Origin of the sequence: Hymenobacter mucosus (assembly GCF_900188255.1) — a bacterium.
In the GTDB taxonomy this organism is placed as follows: Bacteria; Bacteroidota; Bacteroidia; order Cytophagales; family Hymenobacteraceae; genus Hymenobacter; species Hymenobacter mucosus.
In genome coordinates this window covers 122349-139794 of record NZ_FZNS01000005.1, presented here as the reverse complement: position 1 = coordinate 139794, position 17446 = coordinate 122349, and the positions used below count along the sequence as shown (strand labels likewise).

Annotated in this window: 10 protein-coding genes; 4 read left to right on the top strand and 6 right to left on the bottom strand. The window is 57.0% G+C overall.

What is annotated here, in order from left to right:
• Positions 1–35: 35 nt before the first annotated feature.
• From CHB83_RS13295 to CHB83_RS13280, 4 genes are all read right to left on the bottom strand, one after another.
• Entirely contained in the window at positions 36–1418 is a 1383-nt protein-coding gene (locus CHB83_RS13295; protein WP_089332989.1) for an ammonium transporter, read from the bottom strand.
• Between the two features lie 324 nt (positions 1419–1742).
• Positions 1743–2939, bottom strand: a complete 1197-nt coding sequence (locus tag CHB83_RS13290) for a threonine synthase (protein WP_089332988.1) — start codon at positions 2937–2939, stop codon at positions 1743–1745.
• A 65-nt stretch (positions 2940–3004) separates the two neighbouring features.
• On the bottom strand, positions 3005–3910 hold the full coding sequence (locus CHB83_RS13285; protein ID WP_045687398.1) for a LysR family transcriptional regulator: 906 nt from the start codon (positions 3908–3910) through the stop codon (positions 3005–3007).
• A gap of 102 nt (positions 3911–4012) precedes the next feature.
• Positions 4013–4990, bottom strand: a complete 978-nt coding sequence (locus tag CHB83_RS13280; RefSeq protein WP_245855356.1) for a M28 family peptidase — start codon at positions 4988–4990, stop codon at positions 4013–4015.
• A 140-nt stretch (positions 4991–5130) separates the two neighbouring features.
• Here CHB83_RS13280 and proB point away from each other — a divergent pair, with 140 nt between their 5' ends.
• Positions 5131–6279 (top strand): glutamate 5-kinase, encoded by a 1149-nt coding sequence (proB, locus tag CHB83_RS13275; RefSeq protein ID WP_245855355.1) that lies wholly within the window; start codon positions 5131–5133, stop codon positions 6277–6279.
• Between the two features lie 115 nt (positions 6280–6394).
• On the top strand, positions 6395–7645 hold the full coding sequence (locus tag CHB83_RS13270; protein WP_089332986.1) for a glutamate-5-semialdehyde dehydrogenase: 1251 nt from the start codon (positions 6395–6397) through the stop codon (positions 7643–7645).
• A gap of 157 nt (positions 7646–7802) precedes the next feature.
• Here CHB83_RS13270 and CHB83_RS13265 read toward each other — a convergent pair whose 3' ends face one another.
• Positions 7803–8333 carry an RBBP9/YdeN family alpha/beta hydrolase gene (locus CHB83_RS13265; protein ID WP_089332985.1) on the bottom strand — a complete coding sequence of 177 codons (531 nt, stop codon included), beginning with the start codon at positions 8331–8333 and terminating at the stop codon, positions 7803–7805.
• Between the two features lie 164 nt (positions 8334–8497).
• On the opposite strand from CHB83_RS13265, the gene CHB83_RS13260 reads away from it, so the two are divergent.
• Positions 8498–9109: a hypothetical protein gene (locus CHB83_RS13260; RefSeq protein WP_089332984.1), complete on the top strand. Its 612-nt coding sequence runs from the start codon at positions 8498–8500 to the stop codon at positions 9107–9109.
• 228 nt (positions 9110–9337) lie between these two features.
• Here CHB83_RS13260 and CHB83_RS13255 read toward each other — a convergent pair whose 3' ends face one another.
• Complete coding sequence (locus CHB83_RS13255; protein WP_089332983.1) at positions 9338–10825, bottom strand: serine hydrolase; 1488 nt, start codon at positions 10823–10825, stop codon at positions 9338–9340.
• Positions 10826–11157: 332 nt separating this feature from the next.
• On the opposite strand from CHB83_RS13255, the gene CHB83_RS13250 reads away from it, so the two are divergent.
• Positions 11158–16737, top strand: a complete 5580-nt coding sequence (locus tag CHB83_RS13250) for an alpha-2-macroglobulin family protein (RefSeq protein WP_089332982.1) — start codon at positions 11158–11160, stop codon at positions 16735–16737.
• Positions 16738–17446 lie beyond the last annotated feature (709 nt).

Below are 17446 nucleotides of genomic sequence, written 5' to 3'. Positions count from 1 at the left end.
GGGCTTCTACCCTTGACTGGCGGTAACCAGCCGGTTTAGGCGTTTTCTACTACCTGTTCGCGGCGATAGGTCCGCTCAAATTCTTCGTCGATGTGGTAGGTGGACTCCTCGTGCTGGCTCAGGTCGAGGCCCAGTTCTTCTTCCTGCAGCTTCACGCGCAGACCGAAGATGCGGTCCGTCACCTTCAGCAAAACCCAAGAGCCGACAAAGGAGAAGGCCACAACAATTACCAACCCTAGCACGTGGTAGCCGAACAAGGACGTCTTACCATTCACCAAGCCATCATTGGCCGCGAAGACGCCCGTAAGCAGCATGCCCACAATGCCGCCTAAACCGTGGCAAGGAAATACGTCCAGCGTGTCGTCGATAGTGGTACGACTGTTCTGCCAGTGCACTGCCGCGTGGCTAATAAGGGCGGCAATCACTCCAATTAGGATGCTCTGCCCATAGTCGACGTAGCCGGCGGCGGGGGTAATGCCTACCAAGCCAACCACTGCCCCCGTGCAAGCACCCACGGCAGTAGGCTTGCCACCCCGCACAATTTCTACCAGAATCCAGGCAATAAGTGCCGAGGCCGAGGCCAAGTTCGTATTCACAAAAGACAGGGCCGCTAGCTCGTTGGCCCCAAGCGCAGAGCCCGCATTGAAGCCAAACCAGCCAAACCACAACAAGCCGGTACCCAGCATGACATACGGCACATTGGGCGTAGAGAAAGATGAAGGCCGCAGGTGGGCCGAGCGGCGGCCCAGCACCATAGCACCCGCCAAAGCCGCTACACCCGCAGAAATGTGCACTACCGTGCCACCGGCAAAGTCCAGCACGCCCCACTTGTGCAAGAACCCCTCAGGATGCCAGGTCCAGTGCGCCAGGGGGCAGTAGATGAACAGGCTAAACAACACCATGAAAGCCAAGTAGCCCTTGAAGCGTACCCGCTCGGCAAAGGAGCCGGTAATAAGCGCCGGGGTGATAATGGCAAACTTCAGCTGGAAAGCGAAGTAGAGAATAAATGGAATGCTAGCCGCAAAGGTGGGATTGGGCGCTGTACCCACGTTGCGGAGCAGAGCATAGGTAAAAGGGTTACCAATGATGCCGTGCCAAGACTCGCCGTAGCACAGAGAGAATCCCACGAAATAAAACACCACTGAAATAACCCCCAGGGCCACAAAACTCTGTAGCATGGTGCTGATGACGTTTTTAGGCCGCACCATTCCACCGTAGAAAAAGGAAAGGCCAGGCGTCATAATCAGCACGAAGGCGGTAGCTGTCAGCATCCAGGCCACGTCGGCCGCATTTAGGGCGCCAGCAGCGGCGGCCGGATGGGGCACGCGCACAAAAGCAGCTATCAGGGCCAGTACAATAAGAGCGCCCAGCGTGAACAGGCTGTAGCTCGGACGGATTGAATCAGCTTTCGGAGTCATGATGTTGTAATAATGGCTTCCTCGATTTCACTAGCCAAATTACGCAAATATGCACAACAACCCGACCTACCCCTAGTAATTTGAGGGCCAAATGTTCAAAAATTACTAACCAAACTAATTATACACCCTAAATTCGATAGGCAAGGGCACATTTTATCATCTTTTTGAGGCTTTCGATAATTACCTGTGCAGCACATATACAAAAGCGGGGTAACTACTCAAACTAGAAGGTCTAGTTGAAGCAGCCACCCCGCAGTGGTAATCCAGCTTTGCTACTTACAAGCTACTTGGCACATACTCCTGTTTACTAGGCTTATGAGCAGTCTAGTACCTGCCTTCCACATTGTCGAGGTACTTCTGGGCTGAACCGGTGTTGAGCAGAACCATGCGCTCATTTGGCTGCAACCAACCCGTTTGAAGCAGTTCTCGGGCCGCCATCCACACGGCAGCACCTTCGGGCGCCACAAAGAGGCCCTCTAAGCGGGCTAGCTCGCGCATGCCTTCCAGCATCTGCTCATCGGTTATGCTTATGGCTGTTCCTTGGGACTCTTGCAGCACCTGAAGCATGAGCGGCTCGCCTAGGGGGCGGGGTACGGCCAAGCCGTTGGCAATCGTAGGTTGACCCACGTAGCTGTGGCAGTTGGCTTGGTGGCCGGCTAGCGTTTCGACCAAGGGACAGCACGTGGCCGCTTGCACGGCTACCATGCGCGGCAACTGGGCCGTGGCGGGTAGCCACCCCATGGCCTTCATTTCCTGGAAAGCCTTCCAGATGCCAATGAGGCCCGTGCCGCCGCCGGCAGGGTACAGGAGCACGTCTGGCAGCGTCCAGTTTAGTTGCTCGGCCAGCTCATAGCCCATGGTTTTCTTACCCTCCAGCCGGTAGGGTTCTTTCAATGTCGAGACATCGAGCAGGGCACCATCGGCGTTTAGCTCACGCACGCGGGCCGCGCAATCGTTGATGAGGCCATCTACCAAGTGGACATCGGCACCGTACCAGTAACATTCCTCCTTAAAAGCCTTGGGGGTGTGGCGAGGCATCACGACTACCGCTCGCAGTCCGGCCCGGGCGCAGTACGCCGCCATAGCTACACCCGCGTTGCCAGCAGTAGGAATAATGCAGCCCGTAACGCCCAGCTCCTTGGCTTTGGAAATGGCCATGCTCAGGCCGCGTGCTTTAAAAGAGCCGGTTGGGTTTTGTCCCTCATCCTTAAGCAGCAAATCGGCGAGGCCGTAGCGCGCCCCCAGGCGATGCAAGGGTAGTAAAGGCGTCCAGCCTTCTCCCAGGCTCACCCGGTTAGCCTCATCCAGCAGCGGTAGCACGGCATGATAGCGCCACATGGAATTTTCGGCAGTGTCAATGCCTTGCTCCCTGGAAAGGGGTTCGTGCAGCGCATAATGAGCTAATAGAGGTTGGGCACAGCATTCCGAAACCCGCTGAAGGGTGAAAGCTGTATGAGGGGCTCCGCAGGCAGCACAGTTGAGAACTTGCAGGCGTGAGGACGTGGCTTGGAGGGTTGTCATAGAGGGGATTTTAACGCAAAACTCCCCTAGGTGTATTCCTAAACCTAACGGCGATTCGGAATAGCCTATTCCACTTTGGAATAATGACGACGGGTAAACTGCACGAAGCTTTTATAGGGCATGTTGTTTTCAGTGCCCTTGCGCTGAACGAAGTCGAAGTGGCGCACTAAGTGCAGGTCATGAATTGGCACCTCCACCAGCTCGCCGGAAGCCAACTCCTTCATGACGGCTTGGCGCGGCAAAAAGGCCAGGCACGTATCTACGCGCACAAAGTTTTTCAACGCCTCCGTACCCCCCAAGCGCACCTTCACGGGCAGGTCCGTCAGCTTGATGTTCTTTTCCGCTAAGGCCTCTTCCAGCACCGCCAGGGTTCCCGAGCCGGTTTCGCGCAAGGCCACGGGTAGGCGAAGCAAATCGTGCGCTACCAATGCCTGCTGGTGCAGGGGGTTGCGAGCCGAGCACACGGCCACTACCTCATCGGTTAGCAGCGGCGTGTAGGTTACGTTGCTGACTTTGTGAATCCCTTCAATAATGCCCAAGTCTATTTCGTGCTCCAGCAGGGCTTTCAGAATATTCTCGCTATTGCGGTTCTTAAGCGTGAGCTGCGTGTTTGGGTACTGCTGCAAGTAGGCCGATAAGACCGGCGGAATGACGTAGAGGGAGATGGTAGTGCTGGCCCCAATAACCATACGCACCTGGGGCGAGAATGTGGGACTAAGCGCACTGAACTCCTGATGCAGCTCGTGTTGCAGCTGCTTTGCTACCAGCAGCTTGCGGTACAGCAGCTCGCCGGCGGGCGTGAGCACCACGCTATTCCCTAAACGCTCAAACAACCCGGTTTTGTAGTGTTCCTCCAAAGCCTTGACCTGCTTGCTTACCGCCGACTGACTCAAAAAAAGTGTTTGGCTGGCTTTGGTGAAGCTCAGTTGGCGAGCTACTTCCAGAAATATTTCGTGAGGATGGGAAAGCATAGCTCGAACCTAGTGCACCGGAGAAAAGCAAGGTAGCAGCAAAGGAAAGGCATTTTCTGCTACCGCTTGCAGGCGTGGTGGTGTGCACCAGATGGCAGAAACTTACAGGCCGAGCAGCGCAGCGTACACGCCGTTTACTACCTCGGCCATGCGCTTGAAATCCAGGGTGTCAATGGTGTCGGAAGCTTGGTGGTAGTTGGGGTTGCGTAGGAAGGCCGTATCGTTAATCATGAGGGCTTGGTAGCCGTATTTCCAGTAGTTGCGGTGGTCGGAAAGGCCCGCTAGTCCCATATCGGCGGGTAAGTTGATGCGCTGCACATCAAGAGCGGCCTTGGTTTGCATAAGCTGCTGCACTTGCTGGGTAAGCTCCTCCTGCCCCGTGCGCCCCACTACCGTTATGAAGTTGCCCGTATTCGGATAGCGGGCCGCTAGCTGCTCGTTGGGGAAGCGTTGCGAACCGGGCTCGTCGCTGAAGTAGCCAATCATCTCGTAGCACAGCATGGCGCGCACCTCTACCCCGGCCTCGTACAACGACTTGGCGTGCACGGCGCTACCCATGTATTCCGTGGCAAAATACGGCGGCTCCTCATTGGGGTAGGCCACTAGGTCTATGCGGTATTTCAGGTTGGAGCCCAGGTGGTGAAGCAAGCGTGCGGTTTCCAGCAGCCCCGCCACGGCGCTGGCATTATCATCGGCGCCGGGCGTGTCATCGAACACGTCGTAATGGGCTCCCACTACGATGCGCGGTGCCGTGGGCGAGCCCAGGGACAAGATGATGTTGCGGTACTGCCGGCCATCGGCGCGGAAGGTTTGTTCTGTTACCTGCCCCTCCAGCTTTTCAAATTCTGCCTTGATATAGTCGGCCGCCTGGTTTAGAGAAGCCAAGTTGCGGTAGTGGCGCGGGGGCTGCAGGGAAGTCAGAAACTTAACGTCGGCGTACAGGCGGTTTTGATCGGCACCCATGGTAGCGGTGGGGTTAAGGGAGGAAGCAGCCGTTTGCGCAGAGCGGCGGGCGTCACAAGCCCCGAGGCTTAGCAGGCCGAGCACTACCCATTTTATACCGCTTCGCAATAGAAACATGCTCTTCTAAACGGCTGCGGGCGCCGGAGGATCATCTGATTTTCAGATTCTTTCCAGCCCTGCAAAAGCGGCACTGGGGTAAGCTGAACCTGTAAAAGCTCATCTATTTCATTCTGAAGTGCACTTTCTGCACCTGTGCTATGGCGCTCGACCCACGCTTCTGCCCTACCTTACGCCGCAGAACCAACTGGGCAATTATGGCGCTTCCTTACCATCGAATCATCGTAAAAATCGGTTCCAACGTCTTAACCCAACCCGATGGCTTTCCCGACCTGGCCCGCATCCGTCACTTAGTGGCCCAGATTGCGGCGCTTAAAAAGGAGGGTAAGGAGGTCATTGTGGTGTCATCGGGGGCGGTAGCCTCGGGGCGTAGTTTGGTGCAGGTACCTACCAAAGCTGATGCCGTGACGAGCCGCCAGGTGCTGGCCGCCGTGGGACAAGTAAAGCTGCTGGCTACTTACGCCGAGTTGCTGGCGGAGCACGATTTGCTGTGCGCCCAAGTGCTCGTGACTAAGGAAGACTTCCGCGACCGGGTGCACTACCTGAACATGCAGAACTGCTTCCGGGCGCTGCTCCGAAACAACATTATTCCCATCGTGAATGAGAATGATGTAATTTCCGTAACGGAGCTTATGTTCACCGATAATGATGAGCTGGCTGGCTTAGTAGCATCCATGCTCAACGCCGACGCCCTCCTCATCCTGAGCAATGTAGACGGCATTTTCAATGGCGACCCGAAAGCCCCCGGGGCCGAGCTGATTCCGGAAATCGAGCCGACTATGAACAGCTTCTCGTCGTTCGTGACCACCCAACGCTCCCAGTTTGGCCGGGGCGGTATGATTACGAAGTGCCATATGGCCCACAAGGTAGCGCAGCTGGGTATAGCCGTGCACATTGCCAATGGCAAAACTGAAAACGTGCTACCGCGCCTGCTGGCGGAGGAGGTAGCCAATACGCGCTTCCAACCAAACAAGAACGCCTCGAGCAAGAAAAAGTGGATTGCCCACTCCGACTTAGCCGCCAAAGGGGCTGTGCACATCAACAGCGGCGCAAAGGAGGCTCTCACGGCTGCCGGCCGGGCTACCAGCCTGCTGCCCGTAGGCGTGCTGGGCATCACGGGTACCTTTCAGAAGGGCGACATTATTCGGATTCTAGACGAAACGGGCAAAGCCCTTGGCTTGGGCCTAGCCGAATACGGCTCCGATAAGGCCCTGGAACGCCTCGGGCATCAAAACCAAAAGCCCCTGGTGCACTATGATTACCTGTTTCTAACGGCTGATATTAGCTAGCTGCCTATTACCTCCGGGTAGTCGGCCGAGTACTTTCTTACGGGCTCGGCCTCTTTGCTCGCACCGCCTCCCAACCACGCTGCCGCACTTTCCGGGGCCGGCACCACCGCATCGTATGCATCTTCACGACACTTTCCAGGCCTCCCAACGTGCTAGCCGCGCGCTGGGCCGGCTCCCGGCAGAAACCATTGCTGCCGTACTGCTCGACCTAGCCGCTGCGGCCACCGCCGAGGCGCCTTTCCTGCTGGCCGAAAACGAGAAAGACTTGGCGCGCATGTCGCCGGATGACCCGAAGTATGACCGCCTGCAACTAACCATGGCCCGCCTGGAAGGTATTGCGGCCGATATTCGGAACGTGGCGGATCTACCCTCACCGCTGGGCGCTACCCTGCTGCAACAGACGCTGCCGAATGGCTTGCTGCTTTCCAAGGTGCGCGTCCCGCTGGGGGTGATAGGGGTCATCTATGAGGCGCGGCCCAACGTGACCTTCGATGTGGCAGCGCTATGCTTGAAAACCGGCAATGCCTGCCTGCTGAAGGGTGGCTCCGACGCGGCCTATTCCAACCAGGCCATCAGTGTCGTAATGCAGGGCGTCCTCCAACGGCACGGTCTTGACGGGGCCAGCGTGACCTTGCTTCCTCCAGATCGGCAGGCAACGGAGGCTCTGCTCCACGCCATTGGTTACGTAGATGTGCTCATTCCGCGCGGCAGCCAGCAGCTCATCGATTACGTGCGCCAAAATGCCAAAGTACCCGTCATTGAAACGGGAGCCGGCATTGTACACACGTACTTCGACGAAACGGCCGACCTGGCCAAGGGCCGCGCCATTGTGGCCAACGCTAAAACTCGCCGTGTGAGCGTCTGCAACGCCCTGGATTGTTTGTTGGTACACCAAGCCCGTCTCGCCGACCTGCCAGCCCTAACGGCTCCGCTAGCTACTGCTGGCGTCACTATTTACGCCGATGCTCAGGCCTACCCTGCGTTACGGGGTTTGTACCCCGCCGCCCTACTACACCCGGCCGCTGCCGAACACTTCGGCACTGAGTTTCTTTCCCTGGCAATGGCCGTGAAAACGGTAGCCGACTTAGGCGAAGCCCTTGACCACATTGCCGCCCACAGCTCCAAGCACAGCGAGGCCATCATTTCCGAAAATGCTACTCACATCGAGCAGTTCCTCAACCAGGTAGATGCCGCCGCCGTGTACGCCAACGCCTCCACCGCCTTCACCGACGGCGCCCAATTTGGCCTTGGCGCCGAAATTGGCATCAGCACCCAGAAGCTGCACGCCCGCGGCCCCATGGGCCTAGAAGAACTCACTAGCTACAAGTGGCAGGTGCGCGGCAATGGGCAGGTACGGGCTAGCTAACCTAAGCTAGTGAACCAGTTCCCCTCAGATGAGGAGGACTAGGGGTGGTTGACCAGCCGTTGAACGATAACTAGCTCTATTTTTTAATTCTAACCTTTCAACCACCCCTCCTCAGATGAGCAGGGGAGATTAGGTTAACCTTGGTTTGCAATAACCGCTACCCTACCAATTCCTGCAGCAGCACATGCCCTTCCGGCCACAGCCCCAGACCAGACTCGGAGTTGATGTGGCCTAGTGCACCCACATTTACGAATCGGCTTCCCCACGCCTCCGCTAGCTCTTGCGCCCGCGCCAACGTCACGTACTCATCGGTGGTGCTAGCTACCACAATACTTGGAAACGGCAGGCGCGCCAGCGGTATGGGCGCAAAGTTTACTATCTCCGATGGCATATCAGAACGGTCTACATCGGCGGGGGCAACCAGCAGGGCACCTTTGATGCGGTGCCGCGTAGTACTGGCCCAGTGCGCGATAGTAATGCAGCCTAAGCTGTGGCCAACCAATACCACATCAGACCCAGTGGCGGCCACCGCGTCTTCCAAGTTCTGCACCCAATCTGCGCGAACTGGTTGGTCCCAACTGCCTTGCTGGACGCGCGGGTAGCCGTAGTGCTGCGCCCAGTAAGTTTGCCAGTGTTCGGGGCCAGAGTTGCCCAGGCCGGGCACGATGAGGATGGTAGGTGAAGACATGTACGGGAAAGTAGTAAGCGCGCAGAAAGTTATATATGCGCAGCCACGTTCAGATGCACACGCGACGGGAGTTCAGTATTGAGTAGACGGATATTTTTGATGAGGTTTAAACATATAGGTAAAACACTACTAATAAATTTAACAAGACATACTACCTCACCATTATGAATACTGTGAACAAATCACAAAGCAAAAGTGCCATCAGGCGTGTAGAGCGTAGAAATAGCGAGGAAACAGCTGATTTTAAAGAAAAAATACTTTTACTTTTAAAACATGCCGAACCCGACGTGGCTTACTCTATTAAGCGTGACTTAAAAACGATGGTTTGTATGCCTTTTTACGGTGATATTATAGTAAAAGTAAAATCTAACAAAAGTAAAATTGACATGATTAAAGCTTATGTAGAATTACTGATAAATCATTCTGAAATAGAGTTTACTGCTAGACTATTATCTGAACTGAGCAAACAACAAAATCAAGTAATTAGAAAGGCAGCGCCACGGAAGGGAAAGAAGCTGTACAGATGGGAGCATGTAATTCCGTGTGCCTTTGTTGTTAAAAGAATGATTGATATGATTAGACACAATAACACAACCACTCTTGACAAGTTGCTATTTCTATACGCTAAAGCAGGTCAGCGGCCTGTGACTCATGAGACCGATATATTGCTAAGAAAATACAATTCATGCATGCCTAATGGCTGGGATTGGACTGCTGACAATGTAGATCCGTTTGCTCGTCACACAGAATTCGGTTTATCATACGACGAAGCTTAGTTCCCGCATTTATTCAGCAGCTCTTCTGAGTAACTATAAGCCGCTACAGGATAAATAATTCATCTTTTATATACCTTCCGGCATCTATTTAAGCTCCTCCCTATCCATGCTACCCCGCTCTGTTGCTCGCCAGCCGCTGCTAGGGCTGCTGGCTTTGCTATATGCTTGTTCTAAAGCCAGGCGTCGTAGTAAACTTCCTTATTAAATATCCTGCTTGCATGCTACGGCTCAAGGCTTCTGGAGGTACTCTGCTGCCGTGCGATTTTTAGGGTTCAGTTGCAGAGCACGAGTGTAGTGCTGAAAGGCCATTTTCTTGTTGCCCAGGGCGGCATAGGTTTCGGCTAGGCTGTCGTAGGTGTTGGTGCTATTGGGATAGAGGCGCACATTGAGTTGAAATACAGCCAGCGCATTATCTAGTTGGCCCTGCTCAACCAGGGAGTAGCCCCAGGCATTGATGGCCTCTTCGGGCAAGGCGTAGGCTAGGTCGCGGCGGCGGGCTTTCTTAACTTCTTCTTCTAGGTGCGAAAACCCACGCTGGCGCAATGTGCGGTGCAGGGCACGCAGGGTCGGTGGCAAACCGAAACCGTCTTCCACGCGCATATCGGGTAGGTAACAGGCAGCCAGCGCGTCAATGAACCGCTCAGGGTTGGCACCTTGCAGGTTGGTCAGCACCACGATGGCTAACTCGTCTTGGGGGTAGAGAAACACGGCAGAGCGGCCACCACCCACAGGCGCCACGGCCGGGTGTTCGGGCCGTGTAACGGTGGGCCAGCCCAGGGCGTAGCCGGTGAGCTTGCCCCCAAAACCGCGCTGGGAGCCGTCGTTGAGGCGGCCTGGCGTCCAGAGCGTCGAGAGACTTTGGGGTTGGAGCAGTTTGCCTTGCTGCAAGGCCAGCACCCAGCGGGCCATTTCCTCTGCGGTAGAGCTCATGCCTGCGGCCGTACGCAAGGAAGGCGGAAATACTTCGAACAGGTTCTGTAGCTGCGGGCTCCGGCGCCGTTTCCCATCAACGTACTGCGTGTACGTGTAGCCGCGGGCGCCGTGGGGTAGCACGTCATGAGCGTCGCCGGCACTTGTGCGGGGCATCCCCACCACCTCAATCTGCCGCTGCCGGATAAATTGCGCAAAGGGCTGACCGCTGAGTTTGTCGATGAGGCGACCTAGCAACAGGTAGTTGGTTTGGTTGTAGGCGAATTGCTGACCGGCAGGGAAGTCCAGTGGCTGTGTTTGCACCTGGACCCAAGCCTCTTTCTCGTTGTTTTCCGTCACTAGCGCATCCTCGGGCATAATATTAGGTAGACCAGAAGTGTGCGTGAGCAGTTGCCGGACGGTGACCGGATGCCAGGTTGCAGGCAGTTCGGGCAGGTAGCGCCCTACTGGCGCGGCCAGGTCTAGCTTACCAGATTCCACCAATTGCATTACGGCTACGCCCACAAACGCCTTGGTAATGGAATTGAGAAAAAAGCGTGTCTGTGTAGTTACTGGCACCGAGTCCTGCACATTGGCCAAGCCATAGTTGCCTAGCTTAATAACTTGACCGTGGCGCACCACCGCTAGCTGCACGCCCGGAATGCGTAACTGCCGCATGGCCCGTTGCACCAGTTGGTCAACGCTGTCGGGAGCGGATTGGGCTTGACCGGTTGACGCAACACTAAACAGGAGAATCAGCGCCGCGCCCACAGTGCGCAGCCAAAAAGAATACCGTGAGTTCTTCATGCGTGGAAGGAATAAGAAGGGAGGCAGAAAGGGGCCAGTCTACGCGTGTAGCAGCTAGATGCAACTGACTACCGACCCGAACGGACCAAATATATAAGCACTACTTTGTTATACAAGGTAGTATGCAAAAATAAAATTTACCCTTTGTGAGCCATCTAGCGGAGGTATTCACTAGCAATTTCACGGAATAGCATAATGCGTGACTGTTAACTTTGAGGCAGCAACCTTACTCCTACTAGCGCAGAGTAAACCGAAGCATACTACACTAGGACTGCACTATACATTAACGTTTTTCTATACCTTCCGGCGTCCTTTCTAGCTCCTCCCTATCCATGCTACCCCGCTCTCTTTCTCGCCTGCCGCTGCTGGTGCTGCTGGCTTTGCTATGTGCCTGTTCTAAGTCGGGCTCCGATGCCGGCCAGGACCCCAACGGCGAGGAAATTGACCCGTACCAGAACCTGGTGTTTCAGTTTGCGGATGCCGTGGCCAGCCCCGAGCAGCAGGACCGCTGGGATACGGTGCAAGTAGTAAAGTTCGAGCCGGCTATGCGCGGCAAGTTCAAGTGGACATCGGATAGAGAACTGATTTTCTCGCCTACCACCCCCTTTAAGCCTAGCACCGCCTTCACGGCCACCCTGCGCAAAGAAGCCCTGCCGGAGGGCAAACGCAACGTAGAACTACCCGAGAATCGTCAGAAATTCCACACCCCCTACCTGCAATTGCAGGAGCCGCAGGCATTCTGGGGCCGCTCGGAGCGAGCAGCGGGCACGGCCGAAATGCGCGTGGAGTTACCCTTCAACTACGCCGTGAAGCCCGCCGACGTGAAGCCCCTGCTGCGCGTAACCCAGGACGGGCAGCCCGTGGCCTTTGAGGTGAGCGGGGAGCCGGGCCAAGTGGTACGCGTAAGCCTCAACCAACAGGTACGCCCCGGCAGCCCGCTCACGGTGGCGCTGGGCCAGGGTTTGCGGGCTCAGGGCAGCGACCAGGCCTCTACCTCCGACTACGAAAAACAAGTTCAGGTACCTGACCCGGAGGAGCTGGAAATACGCGCCATCACGGGCACCCTGCAAGCGGCCGACCCGGTCATTACCATCCTGACCAGCCAGCCGGTAACCACGGGCGACTTGCAGAATGCACTGTCGGTGTCGCCGCAGGTGGCCTACGAGGTAGAGGAGCTGGAAAGTGGCTTCCGGCTCAAGGGCGGCTTTGAGGTAGGCAAAAGCTACCAGGTGAGCTTGCGCCAGGGGTTGCGGGGTGGCCTAGGCGGACACCTCAGCGAAGATTTCACCCAAACGGTGAGCTTCTCCGACGAGCGGCCCACCATCAGCTTTGCCAGCGCCGAGAAGGCCATGTACCTCGACGCCCTGGGTTCGCGCAACCTGGGCGTGCGCATAAATGAGGTAGGTCAGGTGAAAGTGACCATTGCTAAAGTGTACGCTAATAACATCCAGCAGCTGTTGCGCAGCGGCACCCAGTACGGCTACCCCGGCTACGACGGGGAAGAATCAGAAGGTGAGGAAGAGGAAAGTGAGGAAGGCGGGTACGTGGACCGCTCCTACCAGTACTACGAAGTGGAGAACTTGGGCAACGTGCTCACGGAGCGCACCTACACCGTGTCGGGGTTGCCGAAGGCGCAGGGGCTGCGGCTGCTAAACCTAAACCTTAAGGACCTGGAGTTTGCGGGCGGCCTGAAAGGGCTCTACATCATTAAGGTGCAGGACACCGAGCGCCAGTGGTTGCAAGTGAGCAAGCTGGTGGCCGTGTCGGACATTGGGCTGATTGTGAAGCAGGGCAAGGCTGGCAGCACGCTGGTATTCGCCAACTCCATTCGGAACGCCAAGGCGCTGAGCGGCGTGGAAATGCGCTTTATCAGCACCAACAACCAGGTGATGGGTACCGGCCTCACCAACGGCGACGGGGTAGCAAAATTCGACAGCACCGCTCAAAATGGCCGCTTCAAGCTGGGCATGGTGATGGCTCAACAGGGCAACGATTTCACCTTCCTCGACCTGAGCCGCAGCCGCGTAGAAACCTCCCGCTTCGAGGTGGGTGGCCTACAAAGCAACGCCGCCCGCTATCAGGCCTTCCTCTACGGCGACCGGGACCTGTACCGCCCCGGCGACACCATCCAGACCAACACCGTTATCCGCACCGAGGATTGGCAGGCACCGCCCAAGGGCCTGCCGGTGAAAATTCGGCTGCTGCTGCCCACCGGCAAGGAGTACGCCAGCCTGCAGAAAACCCTGAACGCGGCTGGCTCCTTTGAGGCGCGCTTCCTGCTGCCTCCCGCCGTGATGACTGGCCTTTACACAATGGAAGTGCTAACCGGCAACGACGTGCTGCTGACCTCGCGCCAGCTTTCGGTGGAGGAGTTTATTCCGGACCGCATGAAGGTGACGGTGAAAGCCTCTAGGCCAGTCGTGAAACCCGGCCAAGCTATTTCGGCCCAAATTACGGCCCAGAACCTGTTTGGTCCGCCCGCCGCCGACCGCAAGTTTGAGGTAGAATTTTCGCTGAAGGAAAAACCCTTCGCCCCGAAAAACTACGCCGACTACAATTTTGGTATCAATAGCGGTGAGCGGCAGCGGGGCAGCTATGGCGACCAGGTTTCTACCCCGATTTCAGACCGGTTCGAGAAGACCACCCGCGAAGGCACCACCGATGCCGCCGGCCGCGGCACCGCCACCTACGAGGTACCCGATTACAGTGACCTCGGCATTCTGGAAGGCGCCGCTTTCACCACCGTTTTCGATGAAACCGGCCGCCCCGTGAACCGCCTGGCTACCTTCGAGGTGCAGACCCAGCCTGTGCTGTTTGGGGTGAAGAACATGGATGAGCTGGTGCAAACCCGTCAGGCCCTGCCGGTGCGACTGGTGGCTCTCACGCCAGCTGGCACGCCCACCTCAGCCCAGGCCACGGTGCGCGTGGTGCGCCTGCTCTGGGAAACGGTGATTGAGCGTCAGGGCGGGCGCTACATCTACAACTCGCAGAAGCGTGAGCAGGTGGTGTTGAGCCGCACCGTGACGGTAGCAAGCGGCGGCTCTGATGCTAGCCTGGGCTTCACGCCGACCTACTCCGGCGAGTACGAAATCCGGATTTCTAGGCCAGGGGCCGTGACTTACGTGGCTCAGCGCGTGTACGCCTACGGTTACGGCGATACCCAGAGCAACTCCTTCGAGGTAAACAACGAGGGCGAGGTGACCATTGAGGCCGATAAGGCCAAGTACGAGCCCGGCGAAACCGCCAACCTGCTGCTGAAAACGCCCTTCCCCGGCCGCGTGCTCGTGACGGTAGAGCGCAACCGCGTGCTCGACCACTTCTACGTGAACACCGACGAGAAATCGGCCCGCGTGAGCATTCCCATCCGCACCGGCCACGTGCCCAACGTGTACGTAACGGCCACCGCCATCCGCGAAATCAGGGACAACCGACTACCTCTCACAGTAGCTCGCGGCTTCGTGCCGCTGACGGTGGAGAAGCCCGGCGCCAAGCTGCAAGTGGCTATTAAAGCCCCCGCGCAAAGCCGGTCCCAAACCGCCCAGACCATTGAAGTAACCACCGCCCCCGGTGCCCAGGTGACGCTGGCCATGGTGGATGAGGGCATTCTGCAGATGAAGGATTACCGGACGCCCGACCCCTACGGCTACTTCTACCAGAAGCGCGCCCTAGAAGTACAGGCCTACGATGTATACCCCTTCCTGCTGCCCGAACTTGGGACCAGCAGCACCGGCGGCGACGGCTACGACCTCTCGCGCCGCACCACGCCTGTGCCCAACCGCCGCGTGAAGCTCCTCGCCAAATGGAGTGGCGTCCTCACCGCCGATGCCAGCGGCAAGGTGCGCTACAAGCTGCAAGTGCCCCAGTTCAGCGGGGCCGTGCGCATCATGGCAGTGGCCTACAAGAACGACGCCTTCGGTTCCGCCGAGCACACCATGCGCGTTGCCGACCCAGTAGTCATCAGCACTGCCCTCCCCCGCTTCCTCAGCCCCGGCGACACGATTGACGTACCCGTAACGCTGACGAATACGACGGGGAAAGTCATAGATGTATTTGTAGAACCAAGTAGCACCTTGTTAAAGCGCATAGCTGACCTTCCCCGTTCCTCTCCTAATGACTTAGGTTACCGGGTTGATATGATGCCTTTGAGTCCAAATACAGAGAAGCGAGTACTCTACCGATATGCAGCAACGGCAATTGGCTCTGCGTCTATTGACATAAAAGTTAAAGCCTACAGGCGTAGGTCGCCCAACGTTCCAGGTAATAAGACTGATGCTGATGCAGCAAAACCAGCATATACTCTGAATGAAAAAGTAGAACTACCCATCCGTCCCGCTTCGCCGCTGCAGAAGCGCACGGGGGCAGGTGTGGTAGCGGGTGGCGCGGCCCAGCAGCTGAACCTGAAAACCGACTTCCTGCCTTCGTCGCTGCGGAGCCAGCTGGTGGTGAGCCGCTCGCCCATGACGGAGTTTGCCAAGGACCTGCGCTACCTGCTGCAATACCCTTACGGCTGCCTGGAGCAAACCGTATCGGCCGCTTTCCCGCAGCTATACTACGGTGATCTGGCCGCCACCCTAGGCCAGAAAACCGGCAAGCCCGGCAAGGCGGGACTGTTCAACCCCAACTACCACGTGCAGGAAGCCATCCGGAAGGTGGAAGCCCAGCAGATGTACAACGGCTCCCTCAGCTACTGGCCCGGCGGCGACTACGACAACTGGTGGGCCACCGCCTACGCCGCCCACTTCCTGCTGGAAGCCCAGCAAGCCGGCTTCGATGTAAACAAGAACGTGCTCGACCGAGTGTTGCGCTACCTACAAGCCCGCGTGCGCAAGCGCGAAACTGACACCTACAACATCATCCAGACCGGCGGCGTGATTCAGCCTGTGACGCTGGCCAAGAAGGAAGTAGCCTACTCCCTCTACGTGCTGGCCCTGGCCGGCCGGCCCGATGCCGTGGGCCTGAACTACTACAAAGCCAACCGGCCTCAGCTGGCCGAAGACTCGCGCTACTTGCTGGCGGCAGCCTTCGCCCTGAGCGGCAACCAGCGCGGCTACCAGAGTACCGTGCCCACCCGCTTCGGCGCTGCACCCAACATTGCCGGCCGCCAGCTCGACGGGGCCTTCTCCTCCCCCATCCGCGACGAAGCTCTAGTACTCAACGCCCTGCTGGCCGCCGACCCGGCCAATGCTCAGGTGAACACCCTGGCCCGTCAGCTCAGCCGCCAGGTAAAGCAAGCCGGCTGGCTCAACACCCAGGAACGGTCATTTGCGCTGCTGGCCCTCGGTAAGCTGGCAAAGAAGAATGCGGGTAGCACCGTAGTAGCTAGCCTGCTAGCGGATGGCATGGCTATTGGCAACTTCACGGGCAAAGACCTTACGGTAAGCAACGTGGCTAACCGCCAACTCCAGTTGCGTACTAGCGGCAAAGGCAGCCTCTACTACTTCTGGGAAACCGAAGGTATTTCGCCCACCGGCCAGGTGCGTGAGGAAGATGCTTACCTGCAAGTGCGCCGTCAGTTCCTAGACCGCAACGGCAACCCGGTTGGTTCTACCTCCTTCAAGCAAAACGACTTGGTAGTGGTACGCATCACTATCCAGTCGGCTGAAACCGCGGGCGAAGTCAAGAACGTGGCTATTACGGACCTGCTGCCCGCCGGCCTGGAAATTGAGAACCCACGCATCGGAGCAGTCCGGGACCTAACCTGGGCCAAGGACGCCGCTCAACCCGACTACCTCGACGTGCGCGACGACCGGATCAATCTGTTTACTACTGCTACGCCCACGGCCAAGTCGTTTTACTACCTCTGCCGCGCCGTGAGCAAAGGCACGTTCAAACTAGGCCCCGTCAGCGCCGATGCCATGTACAATGCCGAGTACCACAGCTACGCCGGCTCCGGCGTGGTGCGGGTGCGGTAAAGCCGATGCATTATCGTAGAGAGCTTGTAGAAGCATTTAATTCCGGACAGCTTCTTACCTAAAAGGTACACATGCCTCGGTAGACATGGCACTGGTGCTGATGTCTACCACCAATCACACTATCTAGCCGTGAAATTCTGGAGTGATCTGCTGTTCTATGCAGTCCTAGCCCCCTTCTCCCTTCCAGGGTTCATTCTTGTGTTTGCAGCTACGCGGGCCCTACTTCGTCGTTTCTGGCCGGGGCTGCAACAACCGAAACGGGTTGCTACTCTCGTATCGGTTGTCGCGACACCTTGCCTTTGCGTAGCGGGTGTGTATTTGGCATTAGCCATTTACTTGTACTATCCACATCGGAATTTCAGAAAGACAAATGGACCTCTGATATAAATAAGCGCTATGAGATGGTGGAGGACGTACAGCACTCCCACCGGCTTGTTGGCCTTACGCAAAATGAAGTGACTGTATTACTAAGTGAACCTAACTATAAAGGCGAGGAATTTTGGCAGTACTACATAGGGATGACGCCCAGACTCATTCCTATTGATGGTGACGCTCTGTCTTTGCAATTCAGCAATGGTAAAGTGGTTCGTTACTTGATACACGAGACGTAATATCTCTTGGGCTCACTAGCTCAACAACAGCCCTTTCTCTAGCCCTTCGTATACCTTCTTAACTGTTTTTCACGCAGCCGGCGCTTCTTCAGTGGCCG

What these genes read in the sequence shown, in the direction of transcription:
- proB (WP_245855355.1), top strand. Translation starts at nt 5,131, where the DNA reads ATGGCGCTCGACCCACGCTTCTGCCCTACCTTACGCCGCAGAACCAAC.
- CHB83_RS13290 (WP_089332988.1), bottom strand. Translation starts at nt 2,939, where the DNA reads ATGACAACCCTCCAAGCCACGTCCTCACGCCTGCAAGTTCTCAACTGT.
- CHB83_RS13295 (WP_089332989.1), bottom strand. Translation starts at nt 1,418, where the DNA reads ATGACTCCGAAAGCTGATTCAATCCGTCCGAGCTACAGCCTGTTCACG.
- CHB83_RS13255 (WP_089332983.1), bottom strand. Translation starts at nt 10,825, where the DNA reads ATGAAGAACTCACGGTATTCTTTTTGGCTGCGCACTGTGGGCGCGGCG.
- CHB83_RS13280 (WP_245855356.1), bottom strand. Translation starts at nt 4,990, where the DNA reads ATGTTTCTATTGCGAAGCGGTATAAAATGGGTAGTGCTCGGCCTGCTA.
- CHB83_RS13265 (WP_089332985.1), bottom strand. Translation starts at nt 8,333, where the DNA reads ATGTCTTCACCTACCATCCTCATCGTGCCCGGCCTGGGCAACTCTGGC.
- CHB83_RS13260 (WP_089332984.1), top strand. Translation starts at nt 8,498, where the DNA reads ATGAATACTGTGAACAAATCACAAAGCAAAAGTGCCATCAGGCGTGTA.
- CHB83_RS13285 (WP_045687398.1), bottom strand. Translation starts at nt 3,910, where the DNA reads ATGCTTTCCCATCCTCACGAAATATTTCTGGAAGTAGCTCGCCAACTG.
- CHB83_RS13250 (WP_089332982.1), top strand. Translation starts at nt 11,158, where the DNA reads ATGCTACCCCGCTCTCTTTCTCGCCTGCCGCTGCTGGTGCTGCTGGCT.
- CHB83_RS13270 (WP_089332986.1), top strand. Translation starts at nt 6,395, where the DNA reads ATGCATCTTCACGACACTTTCCAGGCCTCCCAACGTGCTAGCCGCGCG.